General features: G+C 50.8%; 12 protein-coding genes and 1 pseudogene. 9 read left to right on the forward strand and 4 right to left on the reverse strand.

The features are described from left to right. Positions 1 to 33: 33 nt before the first annotated feature. Complete coding sequence (locus BZG84_RS10775) at positions 34 to 591, reverse strand: DUF2062 domain-containing protein (RefSeq protein ID WP_069587302.1); 558 nt, start codon at positions 589 to 591, stop codon at positions 34 to 36. A 29-nt stretch (positions 592 to 620) separates the two neighbouring features. Here BZG84_RS10775 and BZG84_RS10780 point away from each other — a divergent pair, with 29 nt between their 5' ends. From BZG84_RS10780 to kdsB, 5 genes are read left to right on the forward strand one after another with little or no spacing between them, the layout of a single operon-like run. After that, a complete protein-coding gene (locus tag BZG84_RS10780; RefSeq protein WP_158011487.1) occupies positions 621 to 2,921 on the forward strand; it encodes a DNA internalization-related competence protein ComEC/Rec2 in 2,301 nt (766 codons plus the stop codon). Between the two features lie 43 nt (positions 2,922 to 2,964). Continuing rightward, entirely contained in the window at positions 2,965 to 4,719 is a 1,755-nt protein-coding gene (msbA, locus tag BZG84_RS10785) for a lipid A ABC transporter ATP-binding protein/permease MsbA (protein WP_077678197.1), read from the forward strand. 2 nt (positions 4,720 to 4,721) lie between these two features. Next, on the forward strand, positions 4,722 to 5,711 hold the full coding sequence (lpxK, locus tag BZG84_RS10790; protein ID WP_077678198.1) for a tetraacyldisaccharide 4'-kinase: 990 nt from the start codon (positions 4,722 to 4,724) through the stop codon (positions 5,709 to 5,711). A gap of 9 nt (positions 5,712 to 5,720) precedes the next feature. Then, positions 5,721 to 5,903 carry a Trm112 family protein gene (locus tag BZG84_RS10795; RefSeq protein ID WP_069587307.1) on the forward strand — a complete coding sequence of 61 codons (183 nt, stop codon included), beginning with the start codon at positions 5,721 to 5,723 and terminating at the stop codon, positions 5,901 to 5,903. Then, complete coding sequence (kdsB, locus tag BZG84_RS10800; protein WP_069587309.1) at positions 5,900 to 6,655, forward strand: 3-deoxy-manno-octulosonate cytidylyltransferase; 756 nt, start codon at positions 5,900 to 5,902, stop codon at positions 6,653 to 6,655. The genes BZG84_RS10795 and kdsB overlap by 4 nt, the downstream gene beginning before the upstream one ends. Before the next feature lie 61 nt (positions 6,656 to 6,716). On the opposite strand, the gene elyC is transcribed toward kdsB, so the two are convergent. After that, positions 6,717 to 7,490 (reverse strand): envelope biogenesis factor ElyC, encoded by a 774-nt coding sequence (gene elyC / locus BZG84_RS10805; protein WP_077480659.1) that lies wholly within the window; start codon positions 7,488 to 7,490, stop codon positions 6,717 to 6,719. A 116-nt stretch (positions 7,491 to 7,606) separates the two neighbouring features. On the opposite strand from elyC, the gene cmoM reads away from it, so the two are divergent. Genes cmoM through mukB form a run of 4 tightly spaced genes read left to right on the forward strand, consistent with a single transcriptional unit; the run spans position 7,607 to position 14,944 of the window. Then, the gene (gene cmoM, locus BZG84_RS10810; RefSeq protein ID WP_069587321.1) at positions 7,607 to 8,386 is read left to right on the forward strand and encodes a tRNA uridine 5-oxyacetic acid(34) methyltransferase CmoM; all 780 of its coding nucleotides are present in this window, start codon (positions 7,607 to 7,609) and stop codon (positions 8,384 to 8,386) included. Positions 8,387 to 8,419: 33 nt separating this feature from the next. Continuing rightward, the gene (gene mukF, locus BZG84_RS10815; RefSeq protein WP_077678199.1) at positions 8,420 to 9,784 is read left to right on the forward strand and encodes a chromosome partition protein MukF; all 1,365 of its coding nucleotides are present in this window, start codon (positions 8,420 to 8,422) and stop codon (positions 9,782 to 9,784) included. Beyond that, positions 9,765 to 10,496, forward strand: a complete 732-nt coding sequence (gene mukE, locus BZG84_RS10820; protein ID WP_069587314.1) for a chromosome partition protein MukE — start codon at positions 9,765 to 9,767, stop codon at positions 10,494 to 10,496. The genes mukF and mukE overlap by 20 nt, the downstream gene beginning before the upstream one ends. After that, entirely contained in the window at positions 10,493 to 14,944 is a 4,452-nt protein-coding gene (gene mukB / locus BZG84_RS10825; RefSeq protein WP_077678200.1) for a chromosome partition protein MukB, read from the forward strand. Before mukE ends, mukB begins: the two co-directional genes overlap by 4 nt. 60 nt (positions 14,945 to 15,004) lie before the next feature. Here mukB and BZG84_RS10830 read toward each other — a convergent pair whose 3' ends face one another. Both BZG84_RS10830 and BZG84_RS16415 read right to left on the reverse strand, forming a co-directional pair. Then, positions 15,005 to 17,317, reverse strand: coding sequence for a methyl-accepting chemotaxis protein (locus BZG84_RS10830; protein ID WP_077678201.1), 2,313 nt, complete (start codon positions 17,315 to 17,317; stop codon positions 15,005 to 15,007). A gap of 271 nt (positions 17,318 to 17,588) precedes the next feature. Further along, positions 17,589 to 17,769, reverse strand: a pseudogene (locus BZG84_RS16415) (IS4 family transposase); the annotation flags it as partial.

A 17,769-nucleotide genomic window follows, 5' to 3' on the forward strand; every position in this document is an offset into this window, starting at 1 on the left:
TACCGTTTTAGCGTTGCCTGATATCAACGTGAATCAAGAGGGTTTATTCGGCTTCGGCAGCACTTCTTTTAACTTGTTCGGAATACGAAGTTTACGTTTACGCCAGCTTCTTACCACGGAATAGCGCCAAATGCCTCTGACGGCAAAATAGCCAATCACGGCGAGCACCAAACCACTGGTCATACAGCCGAGAAAGAAAGGCGGTCCAATGTGACCCATTTGTTCAACCAAATAGTGCCAAGAGAGCTCAAAATGGAAGGGATAGGGCGGTGTGTTCATCATCCACGCGCCGAGTTTATAGGCGAGATAGAACAGCACAGGCATGGTAATGGGATTACTGATCCAAACCAACGCGACCGACAAAGGCAGATTGACACCAAACAAGATCGCCAGTCCCGCGGCCATGATCATCTGGCTGGGCAAGGGAACAAATGCCATGAACAAACCGACCGCAAAGGCCCCCGATGCGGAGCGACGATTCAAGCACCACAGGTTTGGGTCGTGCAACAGGCTTCCAAACACGCGCAGTGCTTTGTTATCGCGCAATGCCTCGCGTTTTGGCATGTAGCGTTGAAAAAACTTCTTGGGCATACCTGCTTAACTTACCTGGATGTTACGCGATGAAGCTGACATTCACGCTCGGCTTGGCTGCGTCGATTTTATCGCTGCCATGGTGGCCCAGTTTGCCACCAGTTTGGACGTGTTTCATTGCGTGTATTGTGTTTCATTTTGGGTGGAAAAAGCGCCTTTGGTGGCTCGCGGGGAGCGCGTTAGGGCTCACTTGGGCTGTATTATCCGCAACCTTGTACCAAGCAGACGTGATCCACATCATTTCTAGCACAGAGGATACTACAATATCTGGCTCTGTGGGCAGCCTTTTTAGCCCCAAAGCCGGCCCACAATCGATTATTTTTGATGTTGATAAAATTAATGATAAACCACTGCCGTTTTTTCGCTCAGTTTGTGTTCGCCTTTATTGGCAATCGCCACCTTTTCCTCAACAAGGTGAGCGTTGGAGGCTCACGGTTAGACTGAAGCCGCCGTATGGACGTTTAAACGAAGCTGGCTTTGATGCGGAGCGTTACTTTGTGGCCCGACGGATTCATAGCAAAGCCAGCCTCAAAAACGCCGAGCGGCTCACACACACACCATCATGGCGGCAATCAGTCTTAAATGCACTGACCCCTGTGCTTGAGCCTTTGCGTTATGGCCGCTATTTACTGGCGCTAAGCTTGGGAGAGCGGCAATGGTTGACCCACGAAGATTGGCAGATCTTAACGCACAGCGGTCTAGCTCACCTGATGGCTATTTCGGGGCTTCACATTGGGCTGGCGTTTGCGTTGGGATGGCAAGTCGGGTGGGGGATCCGTTTGCTGCTGCCCGAATGGCGACTCACCCTTTGGTGGCCGCTCTACAGCGCTATGCTGGTTGCGCTAGGGTATGCCGCGTTGGCAGGCTTTGCGTTACCCACCCAGCGCGCCTTGATTGCCCTATTTATCTATGCCAGTGCAAAGCGCATCGGGGCGCAGGTGTCTCCCAGCACCTTGTTGCAAATCACCTTACTGGCTGTGCTATTACGCGATCCCTTCGCAGGCTTTTCATTGAGTTTTTGGCTGTCGTTTACGGCGGTGTCAGCGCTGTGCCTCGCGCATTACTTGCTGTCTCGTCGGCGAGAGTTCCCGGCAACAATGTATGCCCGTATGGTTTGGCGGGGCAAGCAACTGGTATTTATTCAACTCGTTCTCTTGATAGGTATGTTGCCTTTGCAGCTGGGCTTTTTTTCTGGTTTGAGTGCTGCAGCCACACCATTAAATCTTCTAGCCGTTCCTTGGGTGGGAATATTCACAGTGCCTTTGGTCTTTGTCGCCCTGGTTGTGCAGTCCATAGCGGGCAGTACCGTCGCGGCATTTATTTGGCAAGCGGCAGATTGGAGCCTAGCGCCAGTGATATGGCTTTCCGACGTTGCCCGCCAAGCTTGGCTGCGGCCTCCACCGTTATCGTGGTTGTGGTCTTTGCTGGTTGCGGGAGGATGCTGGTTAATGGTGAGTTGGCGCTGGCACCGGCAAACGTTGCTTTTACTGCTATTGGTGACGACCTCTTTTGCATGGCGTGCGCCACCATTACCCGACTGGCAGTTGGATGTGCTCGATGTGGGGCACGGCTTAGCGGTGTTAATTACTAAAAACGGCAGAGCGGTGCTTTATGACACTGGAAACCGATGGCAAGTGGGCGGAGTCGCGCAAGCGGTAATTACGCCGATTCTTGAGCAACGAGGCATCGAACAACTCGATGGCCTACTCTTAAGCCATGGTGATAGTGACCACGATGGTGGAGCCGCGTTTATCACCGAACGCTTTCAACCGATTTGGCAGCGCGCCAGTGAGAAAAGACGTGGTTATTTACCCTGTCAGCGAGGCGCTAGGTGGAATTGGCAAGGGTTAAGGTTTCATGTGCTTTGGCCGCCAATACAGGCGGATCGTGCGGGTAACAATGATTCTTGTGTGGTTCGGGTCAGTGATGGACGTAGCAGTGTCTTGCTGACCGGCGATATTGAATCACAGGGGGAGTCGGCATTACTGGCGCGCCTGGAAAATCGCGAAGCCGTGCAGAGCGATATTATGCTGGTACCACATCATGGCAGTGCATCGTCATCGTCGTCACCTTGGATAACCGCGGTATCACCGCATTGGGTGGTGGCGTCAACTGGGTTGTTTAATCCGTGGGGATTGCCAGCGCAAGCTGTTCGCGAGCGTTATCAGCAAGCGGGGATCACTTGGTTGGATACCGCGAAAGATGGCCAAGTGCGTTTTCAGCGCCGCCATGGCCGATGGAAAATGACCCGATGGCGATATGATCACCAAGGGCAATGGTATCGGACGCTGTTTGAACGGCGACCGGTAAATTTGGACGACGGCGGGTAAAAGAGTAGAATGCCGGTCTGTTTTACACAGCTAAACGATTTTAATGAGCGAATATCAAGATAAAACGACCTGGCAGACGTTCAAGCAACTCTGGCCATACATCGCCAACTATAAGCTTGGCTTGATCGTTGCCATTGTCGCACTGGTTATCAATGCAGCCAGTGATACCCTCATGCTCTCCATGCTTAAGCCACTGCTCGATCAAGGCTTTACCTATGATGATGTGGCGGGGGATTTCCTCAAATGGATGCCCGTTTATCTCGTGGTGTTGATGGTAGTGCGCGGACTTTCTAGTTTTGTCTCTGCTTACTGCCTGTCATGGGTGTCGGGGAATGTGGTGATGACCATGCGTCGACGCATGTTTAACCACTTTATGAAAATGCCCGTCAGTTTTTTCGATCAAGAATCCTCCGGCGCCTTGCTCTCTCGCATCACGTATGACTCCGAACAGGTGGCGTCGGCGACAAGCAGCGCCTTAGTGAGCCTAGTTCGTGAGGGAGCGTCAATTCTCGGTTTGATGATACTGATGTTTTGGTCGAGCTGGCAGCTATCGGCGATTTTGTTGGTTATCGCGCCTGTGGTGGCGTTTTCGATTCGCGTGGTGTCGAAACGATTTCGTCGCATCTCATCGAATATGCAAGATGCCATGGGGTCCGTCACTAGCTCGGCAGAACAAATGCTGAAAGGGCACAAAGTCGTCCTGAGCTACGGTGGCCAAGACGTTGAAAAAGCGCGCTTTGATAAAGTCAGTAATCGTATGCGCCAACAAACGATGAAACTGGTCTCTGCTCAAGCTATTGCCAACCCAGTGATCCAGCTGATTGCCTCGATGGCGCTGGTCGTGGTCTTGGTACTGGCAAATACCGAAGCGATTCGCTCCGAGCTAACCGCCGGTACGTTTGCAGTGGTGTTCGGTGCGATGTTTGGCTTGATGCGTCCACTAAAATCTCTCACTAACGTCACGTCGCAGTTCCAACGAGGTATGGCAGCGTGTCACAGCCTGTTCAACCTGATGGAGCTCGACACTGAAAAAGACACTGGTGAATATGAAGCAGATCGCGTGAAGGGCGATATTCAGGTGGACAATGTGGTCTTTACGTATCCATCCAAAGAAGCGCCTGCACTTCGCAATGTCAGCTTTGATTTACCCGCGGGGCAAACTTTGGCACTGGTGGGACGCTCCGGCTCAGGCAAAAGTACCATTGCCAACCTGTTAACGCGCTTTTATGACATCGACAGTGGCACCATCACATTAGATGGCGTGCCCATTGACGAGTATAAGCTTGCCAATCTGCGCCAACATGTGGCGGTAGTCTCGCAAAATGTTCACCTGTTTAACGACACCGTCGCCAACAACATCGCCTACGCAGCCGAGGATCAGTTCACCCGTGAGCAGATCATTGAGGCGGCAAAATTGGCGTATGCAGATGACTTTATTCGTGAATTAGATGAAGGCTATGACACCATTATAGGTGAGAATGGCGTCAGCTTGTCTGGTGGGCAACGTCAACGCCTTGCCATTGCTCGTGCGCTGCTGCGCAACGCACCAGTACTGATTTTGGATGAAGCGACCTCGGCATTGGATACTGAATCTGAGCGCGCCATTCAAGCTGCACTGGACGAGTTGCAAAAAGATCGCACTGTGTTGGTGATAGCGCACCGTTTGTCCACGATTGAAGATGCGGATCAAATTCTCGTGGTGGATGAAGGGGAAATTGTTGAGCGTGGCAACCATCAGGCGCTGTTAGAGCAAGACGGTGCGTATGCCCAGTTGTACCGTATTCAATTTGGTGACTGACCATGGTTGAAAAACTTTGGTTTCGTGAAGATGTTCCGGTTTGGGCCGCTCCCTTGTGGCCCATTAGCAAGCTATTTGGCGCGGTGGCACGCTATCGCCGTCAACGCTATCTGAGTGGTAAAGCCCCCAGTTATCGCGCGCCCGTGCCTGTGATTGTGGTGGGTAACATCATGATCGGCGGCAATGGCAAAACGCCGTTTGTGGTTTGGCTGGTGGAGCAACTGAAGGCCCAAGGCTACCGCCCCGGGGTGGTATCACGCGGCTATGGGGGTAAATCGGAACAGTATCCATTGTTGTTGTCGCAAACAACCTCTCCTCGCGTGGCCGGTGATGAGCCGGTCTTGATTGCCCGCCGTACTCAAGTGCCTGTTTGTGTTGACCCGGATCGGAGCGCGGCAGTTAAACGACTCCTCGATGAGGGTGTCAATGTAGTGGTTACGGATGATGGCATGCAGCACTACCGGCTCGATCGCGACCTCGAAATTGTGATTGTGGATGGTCAGCGTCGATTCGGAAACGGGCACTATATTCCATTAGGACCATTGCGCGAGCACACGTCCCGTCTCGCCACCGTAGATATGGTGGTCAACAATGGAGGTGAGCCGCACCAAGGGGAGTGGCCAATGACATTGGTACCGACCGAAGCGGTGAATTTACGTAGTGGTCAACGTTGTCAGGTTTCGATTCTTCCTGAGGTGGTTGCGATGGCGGGCATAGGTCATCCGCCACGTTTTTTTGCCACCTTACAAAAAATGGGTGTGACCCCGGTACACAGTGAAGCGGTGCAAGATCATCAATCATTGAGTGCCGAAGCGCTAGACAGTTTAGCCGCAAAGGGGCAACATCTATTGATGACCGAAAAAGATGCTGTGAAATATCAAGGCATTGCTCAAGACAATTGGTGGTATTTGCCTGTGGCAGCGAAACTCCCTGACACAGCGGCAAACTATGTGCTAGAAAAGCTTCACCACCTGAAAAAGCATAAAAATTAAAGGAAACTTATGGATCACCGTCTGCTTGAAATTGTGGCTTGTCCTTCTTGTCAGGGTAAGCTCTACTTCAATAAAGAAAATAATGAACTCGTGTGTAAGTTCGACCGTGTTGCATATCCGATTGAGGATGGGATCCCAGTGCTGCTTGAATCCGAAGCACGTGATATGTCATTGGAAGAGGTTCAGGGATGACAGACTTTTATGTGGTGATCCCCGCGCGTTATGGCTCAAGCCGATTACCGGGAAAACCACTCGCTGATATCGGCGGAAAGCCTATGATCCAACACGTTTACGAGCGAGCTCAAGCCGCTGGTGCCAAACAAGTCATCGTTGCGACAGATGATGCACGGATTGTTTCTGCCGTCGAGGCTTTCGGTGGTGAAGTCTGCTTGACCCGAGATGATCACCAATCCGGCACTGAACGATTGGCTGAAGTTGTGACAACCTATGGGTTTGCGGATGATGCCATTATCGTCAACGTCCAAGGTGATGAGCCGTTGATCCCGTCGGCAGTGATCCGGCAAGTCGCGGATAACCTGAACACATACCAACAAGCGCCAATGGCGACTCTTGCGGTTGCGATTGACCAACCGGAGCAGGTCTTCAATCCTAATGTGGTCAAAGTTGTCACTGATCATCAAGGCTTTGCGCTGTATTTTAGTCGCGCCACCATCCCTTGGGATCGGGAGCATTTTGGTGAGGACTCGCCGCAGGTCCCTGAGTCACTACTGCGCCATATTGGGATTTATGGCTATCGCGCCGGATTTATCAGCCAGTACATCCATTGGACACCGAGTCCTTTAGAAAAAATCGAGTCGCTGGAGCAGTTACGCGTACTCTGGCATGGTGAGAAAATTCATGTTGATGTAGCCCGAGAAACACCGCCACACGGTGTAGATACCCAAGCGGATTTAGAGGCGGTACGCGCGCACTTAGCGTCGTAAACGCGTGCGTTTGAGCACCAATAAAAAAGCCGCGATAGCTATCGCGGCTTTTTGTTACCTTTTATGCGCTAGGCTGGGCGATTAGATCGCGTAGCCTTTGCCATGCTTGGCCTAACCGTTCATGCCAATAACGCTCAAATTGTTCCAAGTATTGTGCGCGAGGACTGTACTTAATCCACGGCTGTTTGATTTCTTTTTGCGCCATAAAATTGGTTGGGGCAGGGATAGGGTCGAGCCCGGCGCTTCGAAATTCATACATGGCACGATCCATGTGAGAGGCAGATGTGACTAACACGAGATTACTGCTGCCCACGACAGATGCGGCTTGATAGGCTTCTTCCCATGTATCTTTGGCGGTTTCAAGTAACAGAATACTGTTCTTATTAACGCCCAGTGCCATGGCCACTCTCGCCAACATTCTGGCGTGGCTCACTTCATATCCGTGATCATAACCAGATAAAATCAGTTTGGAGGTTGGATACATCCGATGGATGCGTATACCTTCAGCCAAGCGCATCAGCGCGGTACGTGATAGCTCGGAGGTGGGTGGCAATGCGTCATCAACTACATGACTATTGCCTAACACCATGACGAAATCCACGGGTTTATCCGTGGGGAGAAAGGCGGGATATTGACGTTCCAGTGGCCGAAGCAGTCCAGAGGCGACGGGTTGGAAAGACGCGAGAAAGATACCTAAAAATGCCCCCAAGATAACAAACGATGCCAGCTTTTTACGCTGAGAGAACCAAAGCAGGCATAGCCCGAAAAGACCCAACAACAACAGCGCGGGCAAGGGCATTATCAAGGTTGAGATCAGTTTTTTTAATTCAAACATGCAATGTCGCCCGAAATATAGTCAAACGAGGCACAAATAGTGCCATAAACCTTTATTAACGTAAGGCTTGTGACAAAATATGCCCTTCTTACTATTCAATGATAACGAATGCCATTGTGACTGAGGACAGAAATTTCGACGACATTGCCCACAAATTTGTTAAAAACATTTATGGATCGGGCAAAGGCGAAATCCGCCAAGCAGTAGTTTGGCAAGACATTGAACAGATTTTGCGCCATTTTGACGATGATAGTCGTCCTTTGCATATTCTAGATGCAGGTGGCGGCGTTGGGCCATTATCGCAGCCATTGGCGGCGCTTGGTCACAGGGTCACTTTATGTGATCTCTCTTCGCAAATGCTCGACTTAGCGCGACAGGAGATTGAACAACAAGGCTTACTCTCGCAGTATCAGCTGGTTCACGCCCCTGTGCAAGCGATCGGCGAACATTTGACCACTGCACCGGATGTGATTTTGTTTCACGCGGTGATGGAGTGGCTAGAGCATCCAGAACAGGTGCTAAAGACGTTATTGACCTTGCTAAAGCCCGGCGGTTTCGCATCGGTGATGTTTTATAACCAGACCGGCTTACTCTTTAAGAATTTAGTGTGCGGCAATTTAAGCCATGTTCAGGCGGGGATGCCGCATCGAAAACGCTTCAAACTGCAGCCGACGAAAGGCTTAATGCCTAACGACGTGTATCAATGGATCACGCAAGCAGGATGCGAGATTAAGGGCAAAACCGGAGTGCGGACGTTTCATGATTACATGCGAGATACCCGCACCGGTGACTTTACCTTTGAACAAGTGGTGGCGCTAGAACAGCAGCTATGCCGCGAAGAACCCTTTGTGTCGCTAGGACGTTACATTCACGTCTGGGCACAGAAGGCAGAATAAGATGAGAAATGATGAAAACAACAAGGACAACGGATGAGTGATCAGGCCCAACCAACCCTGACGGGGGCAGACGACGCTCAGACAGTGCCCGAATTGGTCAACTGGGTGAAGCAAGGTGGCTTTTCACTTAACTTGCCGCCGGAGCGATTGGCGTTTTTATTGGCCATTACGGTAATGAGCCAAGAACGTTTCGAAGATGAACTAAGCGAAGGTGAATTGATTGATGCCTTCCGTATCGTAAGCGAACAGTTTGCCGCGTCGGGTGATAGCCCTGCGGGGAATCTAGCCTTTCGCGCCAACAACGCCATTAATGAAATGGTACAAGCCCGTTTGTTGAGCCGGTTTACCAGCGAAATGACTGAGGGCGATAGCATTTATCGCTTAACGCCGTTGGCGATGGGCATTGCCGATTATTATGCGCGCCACCGTGAGTATTCAGCGCTGAAGTTGTCGGTACAATTATCGATGGTGGCAGACGAAATTGAAAAAGCCCGTAGTGCGGCGATGCAAGACGGTGATGCGAAGTTTTGGCGCCACAACGTGTATGGCGTGTTGAAATACTCGGTAGCCGAAATTTTTGATCGCATCGACCTCAATCAGCGCGTGATGGACGAACAGCAGCAGCAAGTGAAAGATGATATTGCTGCGCTGCTGACGCAAGATTGGCAGGCTGCGATCGCCAACTGTGAATACTTGCTCAATGAAACGTCGAGCACGCTGCGCGAGTTGCAAGACACCTTGCAAGCCGCGGGAGATAACTTACAAAGCCAATTGCTCGAGATTCAAGAAGTGGTGCGCTCGCGTGATGATCTCGACTTCGTAGATGCGATGGTTTACAGCCTGCAAATGAAACTCGACCGGATCATCAACTGGGGGCAGCAAGCAATTGACTTGTGGATCGGCTACGACCGTCATGTACACAAGTTTATTCGTACCGCCATTGATATGGATAAAAACCGCGCATTCAGCCAGCGGTTACGTCAATCGGTGAGTGACTTTTTCGATGCGCCTTGGTTTTTGACCTATGCCGATGCAGAGCGACTCCGCGACACCCGTGATGAAGCCTTAGTGCTACGTGACGATGAAGTAACGGGAGAAATGCCTGCACAGGTTGAATTTGAAGAGCTGACGGTGGTGGATGATGCGCTATCACGTCAAGTCTCTGAGATGCTGCAGCGTCACCGTCAAACCGGCCAAGCCATCAACTTAGGCGACGTCCTGAAATCTTATCTGGCCGAGCACCCGCAAGCCCGCCACTTTGATCTCGCGCGTTTGGTGATTAACCAAGCGGTTCGGATGGGCTATTCCCAGTCCGACTTTAACGCGATCCAGCCTGACTGGCAGGCCATTAATGACTTTGGAGCCAAGGTACAAGCGAATGTCATCGATAAATACTGAAATGCCAATGCCTGAAGGGTTAGCAAAAGCGATCGCTAATCCACTCTTTCCGGCGTTGGATAGCGCTTTGCGTGCTGGCCGCCATATTGCCAGTGAAGATTTGGATAACCATGCGTTGTTGGTTGAGTTTGAGCAAGAGCTGAATCTTTTTTACCAGAGGTACAATGCAGAATTAGTGCGTGCCCCAGAAGGGTTTTTTTACCTGCGCCCTCGCTCAACCAGCCTGATACGCCGCAGTGTTCTGTCTGAGCTGGATATGCTGGTGGGCAAAGTCTTGTGTTTTCTTTATCTCAGCCCAGAGCGACTGGCGCAAGAAGGGATTTTCACCACCCAAGAGCTCTTCGACGAACTGATGGCGCTTGCCGATGAGAAAAAGCTGATGAAGCTGGTTACACATCGCGCCAGCGGCTCTGACTTAGATCGTGACAAACTGTTCGACAAAGTTAAAACCTCACTGCGCCGTCTACGCCGATTAGGCATGATCATTCCAATTGGTGAAGGGCACAAGTTCCGTGTCAGCGAAGCTACGTTCCGTTTTGGCGCCGATGTGCGTACTGGAGAAGACATGCAGGATGCACAATTGCGCCTGATCCGCGATGGTGAAGCGGTAGTGCATACCCAAGAGCATATCCAATCCAGCTTTTTGGACGACGATCTGCATGAAGAGGATTCGTCTACCCAATCCCAACCAACTGAGGAACAGACAGCATGAGCCAACGCGGTAAATATCAATCACTCACCATGGTGAACTGGAACGGCTTTTTTGCTCGAACCTTTGATATCGATACCTTGGTGACCACGCTTTCTGGTGGTAACGGTGCCGGCAAATCAACCACGATGGCGGCGTTTATCACGTCTTTGATCCCCGACCAAACCTTGCTTCACTTCCGAAATACCACGGAAGCGGGCAGCTCGAGTGCATCGCGAGACAAAGGGCTGCACGGTAAATTGCAGCCGGGGTCGTGTTATGCCGCGCTAGACGTGGTGAATTCCCGTCAGCAGCGAGTGTTATTTGCGGTACGTTTGCAGCAAGTCGCAGGGCGAGACAAAAAAGTCGATATCAAACCTTTCGTTATTCAAGGGTTGCCTTCACACGTGACCCCGACTGAGGTATTGGTAGAAACACTGGCCAATGGGCAAGCTCGTGTTCGTCAATTAAATGAAGTGAAAGAGGCAGCCGGAGGCTATGAGACCACGCATTTCAAAGCGTTCAACTCGGTCACCGACTATCACGCTCAGATGTTTGAGTTTGGCGTACTGCCGAAAAAGCTGCGCACTCAGCAAGATCGCGGCAAATACTATCGTTTGATTGAAGCGTCCTTATACGGTGGGATCTCAAGTGCCATCACCAAATCGTTACGCGATTATTTGTTGCCGCAAAACGGTGGCGTGAAAAAAGCGTTCCAAGATATGGAAGTCGCTTTAAAAGAAAACCGGATGACGCTGGAAGCGATTAAACTGACCCAGCGTGATCGGGATTTGTTCAAGCACTTGATCACCGAAGCGACGCACTATGTCGCCTCAGACTACATGCGCCATGCCAATGAACGACGCAGCAAATTAGAACAAGCCTTGTCGTTGCGTGCCGAGTTGGGCAGTGCACAAGCGGAATTGCAGCAAAAGCAAGCGCAAGCACACGCGATGCAAGAAGAGCTGGACGAGCTGGAAGCGGGTCAAGATCACTTGGAACAAGACCACCAAGCGGCATCGGACCATTTGCAGTTAGTGCAATCTGCGTTACGTCAGCAAGAAAAAATCCAACGCTATGAGGAAGACTTACTTGAATTGAGTGAGCGCCTTGAAGAACAGATCATGGTGGTGGAAGAGGCGGCCGAGCAATTAGCTGAGGCCGAACTGCGAGCGGCGCAAAGCGAAGAAGAAGTTGATAGTCTGAAAAGCCAGTTGGCCGATTATCAACAGGCACTGAACACGCAACAGACGCGTTCTTTGCAATACCAGCAAGCGGTGAATGCGCTAGAAAAAGCCCGCGCGCTGACGGGCGATGACGGGTTACAGGCTGATGATGCCAGTGCTCGGTTGCAGACACTTAAAGCCGAAGAAGCGCAGCAAACCGATACCGTGCTGTCCCTGAAGCACAAACGTGATCTTGCTTCTGCCACGGCGAGCCAATTTGATCATGCGTTTACGTTATTACGTCGCATTGAGCCGGATGCGCTACGTGAGAAAGCCGGAAAGCAAGCGAAATATTGGGTGGAACAAGGCCGCGAACGTCGTTATTTGGCCGATAGCCTGAATCAACTGCAGTACGAGCAGCGCGAGCTGTTGCAACGTCAGCAGCACCGTGACCAAGCACAATCACTGGTGAGTCAATATCAGGATGTCACCCACGAAACACTGGCCGATGCGGATGCGGTGGAGCAGGCGGTAGCATTGCAGCAAGCGACGCGTGATGAGTTGCAGCTAGCCCGCGAGCAACAGGTCGAGCAGGTTCGCGAGCATCAACGCCAAGATGATGCACTAGCAAACGAAATTCGTGTGTTAGAGGGACAAGCACCTGCATGGATAGCTGCCAACGACGCACTGACCAAGCTCATTGAGCAGAGTGGTAAAGCATTGCACGATAGCCAAGCGGTGATGGCGGCGATGCACGAAACGCATGAGCAGGTGCGTGAACGTACCCAAGCGCGCGATCAATTAGCAGAGCAAAAAACCAAGGTCGAGCAGGCGATCGAGCATCTTGCCCAGCCAGGTGGCAGTGATGATGCTCAGTTGCAAGCGCTGGCGGACACCTTAGGGGGTACTTTGCTCTCTGAGATTTATGACGACATCACCCTTGATGATGCGCCTTATTTCAGTGCGCTGTATGGTCCGGCTCGTCACGCGATAGTGGTCCCTGACTTAAAAGGTGTGAAAGCAAAGCTGGCTGACTTAGACGATTGCCCAGACGATCTGTATGTCATTGAAGGTGATGCCGACGCGTTTGACGACAGCGTGTTTGATGCCGAGGAACTCTCTGGCGCGGTGTGTGTGCATCTCAATGATCGTCAAATGCGTTATTCGCGCTTCCCTGAAACGCCTTTGTTTGGTCGCGCAGCGCGTGAGTACCGTCTCGAGGCGTTACGCGAGCAACGCGAAGCCTTGGTCGAAGACTACGCCAAAGCATCTTTTGATGTGCAAAAACAACAGCGTTTGTCTCAGGCATTCAGTCACTTTATTGCCGAGCATTTAACGGTTGCTTTTGAGGCGGATCCCGAATTAGCCATCAAGCAGCGCCGTGATAAGCGCTCGGCTATTCAGCGTCAATTGGCAGACGCCAAAGCGCAACAGCAACAAACGGACGAGGCAATCAAACGGACTCAGCACGCGCTGCAGATCCTCGACAAACTCCGTTATTGCGCTGGCGCGCTGGCTGAGAACGATCTGGACAGTCAAATCGATGCGATTCAACAGCGGGTTGAAGCGGCAAAGCAGGCTAGTGCCTTTATCAAGCAGCACGGTGACACCCTCACCGAGTTGGAAGCGCGACTCTCGACGTTGGATGCTGATCCTGAGCAGTTTGATAAGCTTGAGCAGGCATACCAAGATGCAGATGCGCAGCTGCAACAGATTAAGCAGCAAGTGTTCGCGGTCGCCGATTTAGCCGAGCGTCGTCCGCACTTTGCCTATCAAGATGCGGCAGATATGCTCACGCAAAGCAGTGAGTTGAACGAGCAACTGAAAAGCAAGCTGAAAACCGCGGAGCAAGTGCGACAGCGTGAGCGCGAGGCACTAAAAACCATTCAGCAACAGACGAATCAATATCATCAGGTATTGGCGTCACTGAAAAGCTCGCACCAAGCGAAACAAGAAACCGTCGCCGAATTTAAACGTGAGTTAGCTGAGTTGGGCGTTCAGGCCGACGATGATGCGATGGAACGTGCTCGCGTTCGCCGGGACACTTTACATGAACAGGTGCACCAAGCGCGTCAGCGCCACAGTCAGCTTTCACGTGGTATTACTTCGCTGGATATGGAAGTGAAATCGCTGACTAAAGGCCTGCGTAAATCATTGAAGCAATACCAAGACTTGCGCACATTTGTGGTGAATGCGAAAGCAGGCTGGTGCACGGTGATGCGTATTGCGCGTGATAACGGTGTGGAAAAACAGCTGCATCGCCGCGAAATGGCCTATATGTCGGCTGATGAATTGCGTTCGTTATCGGATAAATCATTGGGCGCGTTGCGTTTGGCGGTCGCCGACAATGAAACCTTACGTGACGCACTGCGTGCATCGGAAGACATTGGTCGTCCTGAACGCAAGGTACTCTTTTATGTCGCGGTTTATCAGCACTTACGCGAGCGTATTCGCCACGACATTATTCGCACCGATGATCCTGTCGAAGCAATTGAAGAGATGGAAGTTGAACTCGCGCGCTTGACCGAAGAGCTGACGCAACGGGAAAAACGTTTGGCGATTAGCTCAGAGTCGGTGGCGAACATCATTCGTAAAACCATTCAGCGAGAGCAAAACCGTATTCGCATGCTTAACCAAGGCCTACAGAATATTGGCTTTGGTCAGGTAAAAGGGGTGCGTTTGAATGTGTCGATTCGCGAGACGCATGCACAACTCTTAGCGGGCCTGGCTGAGAATGCCGAGCAACACCAAGACTTGTTTGGCAATCACAACCTCACCTTCTCGGAGGCGATGGCGAAGCTGTTCCAGCGCCTCAACCCGCATATCGAGTTGGGCCAACGTTCGCCACAGGTGTTGGGAGAGGAGCTCCTTGATTATCGCAATTACCTCGAATTAGGCATTGAGGTTAACCGTGGTACGGATGGCTGGTTGCAGGCCGAGTCGGGCGCGTTATCGACCGGTGAAGCAATCGGTACGGGCCAAGCTATCTTGCTGATGGTGGTGCAAAGCTGGGAAGAAGAATCACGCCGTTTGCGCGGTAAAGATGTGATCCCATGTCGTCTGCTGTTCTTGGACGAGGCAGCGCGTTTAGATGCTAAATCCATTTCGACGCTGTTTGAGCTATGTCACCGCCTTGATATGCAGCTATTGATTGCGGCACCGGAAAACATCAGTCCTGAACAAGGCACGACGTACAAGCTAGTGCGTAAGATCTTCAACGATCGCGAGCATGTACATGTGGTTGGATTGCGCGGTTTCGGTGAAGAAAAGCGCCGAGAGTTAGCGCAAGAACCCGTCCTCGGCTAGAGGCGAGACTGAAAAATAACAGGGCCAGCAGGATGCTGGCCCTTTTTTGTGGCGTTGTGATTAGGTTTTAAAGTGGCTGATGGTGTTTTCCAAGGTAGTCGCTTGCTCACTTAACTGCGTCACTGTTTCCTCAGTACTGCGGGTGCGCTCTGAGACGCGATCGGCCGATTGCGCCATGGTATTAACGTTTTGACTGATTTCATCGGTCACTTGAGTCTGTTGATTGGCGGCGGTGGCGATCTGCATATTCATCTCGTTGATACGCTCAATCATCTCTGTGATTTGGCTGAGCTTGTTATTGTTTTCTGTACAGTTCTCAACGCTTTCAAGCACAGCACTGTTGGCCTGTTCGATGCCTGACGTCGCTTTACGTGTTTCGAGTTGAAGTGCTTCGACTTTTTTACGGATTTCTTCCGTCGAGTCTTGCGTGCGTGTTGCCAGTGAGCGCACTTCATCCGCGACCACCGCAAATCCGCGTCCTTGCTCGCCCGCACGCGCTGCCTCAATCGCTGCATTCAGTGCCAATAAGTTAGTTTGTTCCGCAATTTCTTGGATGACATCAAGCACCGAGCCAATAGACTCACTTTCTTGCGACAGCTGCTCCATTGACTGCGTGGCACTGGACATATCATTTTGGAGTTGCTGCATACGCGCGACAAGATTATCACCGATCTGGCTTCCTTCTTGCGCAGATTGGGTGATGTTATCTGAAGCTTCAGAGGCATTGCTAGCATGCTCAGAGACTTCACTAATCGATGCGGCCATTTGCGTGGCGGCTGTCGCAACCTGGCTAGAGTTACGCGCCTGCTCATCTATTTGACCGCGCATATCAACGATATCGGTGCTGATATCTTTTGAGGATTGCAGCAGTAATGAAGACGCACTGTGGGTTTGCTGGATAACGTCTCTGAAGCTGGCAAACATGCCATTAAGGCTATCACTAAGCTGTGAAAGTTCATTTTTACCTTTATGTTCAAGCTGGATAGTCAAATCTTTGGTTGCTGCAATGTGTTGAATTTTATCGGCAAGGGCAAGAATGGGGGCGCCGATACTGCGGCCAAGATAGAACGCAGCAATCGATGCAACCACAGCCAAACCCAGTGCGGTCAGTAATGTCGAGTAGAGGATATCATCGCTAATCTGCGCGATAGCGCTCAATGCTTCGGATGTATCCTGCTGGCTCACGACGGCCCATGTAATGCCGTACACCTCGAGTGGCGAATAGATGGCGATAACCTCATTGCCGCGATAGCCCATCTGGGTCATGAGCCCTTGCTGACCCGCCAATGCTTTTGATGCAGCAGCGCTGTCGATGGGTTGCTTACCGGCCGCACTATTCTGATAGGCGATTTTGTGGATTGTTGCTTCATTTACGCCCATCGCTTGAAGCCGGCTAAGGTAGGCGTCTTTGTCATCAGTTAATAGACGTGGTTCAGAGCGCAGACGCTTATCTGGACCGACAAGAAATAGCTCGCCTGTTCTACCCATGCCTGATTCAGCCCATTTATCATTGTTGCTGATAATTTGGCTGATGCGCTCAATCGGCATCTGGAAAATTAAGGCACCGATTTGTTTATCATTTTTATATACAGGGCTGGCGATAAACGAAGCAGGGCTGTCATAAGATGGGTAGTAAGCGGCAAAGTCGACAAATCCCAATTCACCTTTTGGCGCTTGACGGACTTTTTTATAAGCTTGCGCGATGCCGCTCGATGCGTAAGGACCATTGAGCAAGTTAGTGGCGTAATCAAGTTCTTTATAAACGCTATAAACAATATTGCCCTGATTATCAATCAGAAATATATCGTAATAACCAAAGGTTTTTAAATAGTGCTGAAAGTTAGGATGAAATTCGGCATGAATTTCGCTGTAGACTGAACCATCATTCGCATTAGCTAATGTATCTTTACTCCCCAGTGGATGCGTATTCTCACTAATATAACTTTGCTGAAGACGTTTTGCGGTTTCAGTCAACTGATTGTATTTGTCTAATGCACTGGTTGTTTCGTCGTTAATGCTCTGATATTGATTAGCAAACTGTTCTGTATAATATCGCTTCAGTGCGGCGTCTTTTTGAGGGGATGTTGAAACCTCATCATTAATACGTTGAAATGCAGATGAAAACTTTGCTAATGCATCTTCTGTCATCGTGGAGTTGGCCAGTGTTTTTATTTGATTTCCAATAAACTGGAAATAGTTATTTATCTCCGACTTCTTTGCTTGGGTAATGGCAGTGAGTTGATCACTGACTTTCTGGTTAAGTGACTGAGAAGAGAGTGACATAGTTCTTGTCGCAAGAATGGCAGCAACAATAATGACACAACTTAATGAGGCACCTACAATGGCGAGGGTTATTTTCTTACTGACTTTCATCTTGTCACTCCACATACCGCTCTAAGAAAAATATAGATATTAGAGTGTCACTGTGCACAGAAATAAATGCTGTACTCGCGTAATTTTAATGATCTGTCTAATTAGGTGTGCATTTCATAAAATAGACAGACAAAAAGTGACGTATTCTGTCACTTTTTGTTCATAGGGCGTGATTAGTGGGCCGGTTCCGCCGTGAAGTGATCAATGGTGTTTGCTAAACGTTGAGCGCGTTACACCTGAGACGTCGTTATCCCGGCGCTGGCGGATCCCCTCATAATTGACCGAGCCCCATCGTATGCGTTAGCCGTTGATATTCCCTGATGGCCCACTGATATTGGGTTAGCTTAATCAGGTATCGCCGATGGTTTCTGACCTCGCGACCAAGACGAGGTATCGAGAGCACGCGACGATGCTTGATGGTGTTGGCTTGAAAGTGATAATGCCAACCTGCT

This window comes from Salinivibrio sp. PR932, assembly GCF_001996125.1.
Classification (GTDB): domain Bacteria; phylum Pseudomonadota; class Gammaproteobacteria; order Enterobacterales; family Vibrionaceae; genus Salinivibrio; species Salinivibrio proteolyticus.